The organism is Bartonella sp. CE47NXGY, from assembly GCF_042195415.1.
GTDB lineage: Bacteria > Pseudomonadota > Alphaproteobacteria > Rhizobiales > Rhizobiaceae > Bartonella.
The window spans coordinates 1-3,116 of record NZ_JBHIOI010000077.1 but is presented as its reverse complement, the minus strand read 5'-3'; the positions used below and the strand labels follow the sequence as shown (position 1 = coordinate 3,116).

Sequence of the window (3,116 nt, the reverse complement as noted above, 5' to 3'; positions counted from 1 at the left end):
TACTAAAAACGTTTTAAAAGTTATAGTTTAAAAATACGAAACCAAATGAGCTCTTTCCAAATTTGGGGGCAGCTATTAAGACAAAGATAAGCAAACAAACTTCAAAACCATTGTAACATCATAAGGTATGGGTTTTTACTTAATTTTGAGTCAAAAGCTGTAATGTTTAAAGAATGCTCTATTCTAAGATAATGCCTCCAAAAATGGACCGGCTAATATTTAAAGAAATTAGGTTTTAATGAAAAGTACAAATACGCTTATGAGAACCTCTTTAAATGCACGTTTAAACGTTTGAAACATAAAATGAGATCTTTATAAGAAACGTTAAAACTTTTTTTATAACAGTTATAACTTAGTTATCATTTGCTCTTAAAAACGTTTCATTTATGAGAAAACTAAGATTTAGCTTTCACAGCAGAGCAAAATCTTGCAAACCTTACATTTTATAAAAGCGTTTGTTTATTTATCTTATAAAAATCTGCTTTTAAAAACCAATGCTCGTAAATGTAAAAAACCGTTTTGTTATAAGATATTCACTTAATATGCATGTTCTTTTGATTGGATTGTTAAAGCTACCGAGCATTTTGATTTATTTGATACGTTTAATAGCCATAACAAGCGTTATAGGTTCTCTCATTCAAATGAGTGATTAAAGATCATACGCACATTTACGTTTCTTTTGATAAGTTTTCATATCTCTCATAGAGCGCTTGCAATATGATACGTTTTGTATATATGCATTCATTACTCCATTGTGGATGATTCATTTTAATCAATAAGAAACGCTATTTGAAAGCCGCGTCATATCATTTGACACGGCTTTTTTTATGTTACTCTCTCTTTTATGATATGTTTATAGCAATGCATTTTATATGCGTTTATAACCATAAAGAATGCACACCCCCATGTCTCTTTTTATTCTGTTTTATCAGTTATATTGACAACATTATCTCTTTCATACACCTCACAATTTTTTGGAACCAACCTTACTTTGCTTTTTTTATTGATTTTTGCATTGCCATAAGCACGCCCCCAGATCGTTGCACAATATGAGATTTTAGCATTGCCATAAACAGAGCCATAAATCTCACAAGAGCCACTCACACAAGCATTTCCATAAACCTTGCCATAAATTTTAGCACGACCATTAATAACAGCATAATTATAAATTTTTGCATGGCTATAAATGCAAGCAGAGCCACAAACCTTGGCATGACCATAAACGCGTGCATAACTAAAAACCGTAGCATCATAAGAAACATGCGCATGATCATAAATATGAGCATCAGCAAGAATGCGGGCACTACCATTCACATGAGCATTACCATAAATATTGCCATAAACATGAGCATTGCCATAGACAAAAGCATGGTCATAAATTTTTGCATATTGAGAGATAAAAGCCTTTCCATAGACTTCAGCATTGCCATAAACTTGACCACAGACTTGCGAATAATGCCGTATTTTTGCATCATCATACACTCTTGCATGACCGTAGACACAAGCCTCATCATACACCCAGCAATTGCCATCATGGGATAGGTTAACTTCCTTTTCAATAAAGCCGCCTAAAGACCCCGCCTTTATATCATCAAAATCTTTTAAAGCTTTAATGCGATAAAGGTTTATAATATTTCGAGTAAGAGCATGTTTGATTTTTTTGATTTCACTGGTTAATTCATATTTTTTGCACATAAGAAGACCCTCACAATCTAATGTGATAAACGTTTGATAAAATTTGAAATGGAAAAATTGGGTTGGAAAGCAGGCGCCCCCGCCGCGCCCGCGCGTGTCATTTACGCAGCATCACTTTCATATTCGCTGTCATTATCATCGTCATAATACCCTTCAAAATCAGCATAATACTCATGACGATAATAATCATCTTCGCTCCCAAACTCAGGATATGCATCATCACAGATATCTTCATTAGCTGTTAAAGAGGCATTGCTATGAATGTAAGAATTGCCTGAGACAAGAGCATCACAAATAACAGCATCATCAAAAACACGTGATTCATCACAAATGTAAGCAGAGCCACTTATTTTTGCATTGCCTCCGACATGAGCATCATCACAAATGACAGCATTATCGGAAATATGAGCATGATCAGTGACACGGGCGTTATCATAAATTTGTGCATTGCCTTCAATTACAACGGCGTTGTTAGCATGCGCATTACCAGACAGTTTTGCATTGTCCTTTAATGTCAGACCTTCAAAAATAGCATTCCCATAAATTTGAGCATTACCATAGACATCAACAAAAAAGCTTTTTACTTTAGCATTTCCAAAGACGCGTGCATTTTGAAAGACCCGAGCTTTATTATACACCCAGCAATTACCTTCATGAGATAAGTTGCTTTCATTTTCAATATACCCCCCTAAATCGCCTTTTTTGACATCATCAAAATCTCTTAAGGCTCTAATTCGAGTTAAGAAATGACCATCGATATATTCACAATCATCAATAAATTCGTATTTTTTTGCAGGCTCTTGTTGATTAACAGACGTGGTTTCATTTGAAATATTAGAGATAACGGGGGTGTTTTTTGATATATTTTTCATAATTAAAACCTTACTGATTAAATGTTTGTTATTGGCATCTCTATAGAGGCGCCGGGTGCTAACAAACACGGCAGTAAGTCCGTCGTTACACTTTTCCCATAAATGGGTATTGTATGGTGTAACTACACCCGACAAAATCACTGTATATGCTAACAAAAGCATAAAAGATAGTCAGTTTTTAATAGGATTAGGTTTATCGCAACCTATTCGCTTACTGTTTAGTGTTGTTAAGCACTTGATTATTTATATAGCAAAATACGTATTTATTGTCAAATAATATTTTATCTTTTTTGATATTTTTTCTTATTTTTTTAATACGTTATGTATTGATAATATCTTATGCTTATTAATTGCTTCTTTTATATTTATGTGCTTTTAAAGCTATATTACGGGCTTTGTGAAACGATTGCGTATTTTCTGAATCTATACATTTATAATATTTTAGAAACGCTCTCATTATGCGTATTTTTAGCTTTATAACCTATCAATTTTGTCACTAAATGGCTTTTAAGATTTCTGTTAATTTCTTTTAATAACACATTTTAGACT

At 33.2% G+C, this 3,116-nt stretch carries 2 protein-coding genes; both read right to left on the bottom strand.

From position 1 onward, the window contains the following. Positions 1 to 915: 915 nt before the first annotated feature. Positions 916 to 1,695 carry a hypothetical protein gene (locus tag ACFIL3_RS09430; protein ID WP_375682153.1) on the bottom strand — a complete coding sequence of 260 codons (780 nt, stop codon included), beginning with the start codon at positions 1,693 to 1,695 and terminating at the stop codon, positions 916 to 918. A gap of 101 nt (positions 1,696 to 1,796) precedes the next feature. Continuing rightward, positions 1,797 to 2,567 carry a hypothetical protein gene (locus tag ACFIL3_RS09425; RefSeq protein ID WP_375682152.1) on the bottom strand — a complete coding sequence of 257 codons (771 nt, stop codon included), beginning with the start codon at positions 2,565 to 2,567 and terminating at the stop codon, positions 1,797 to 1,799. Positions 2,568 to 3,116 lie beyond the last annotated feature (549 nt).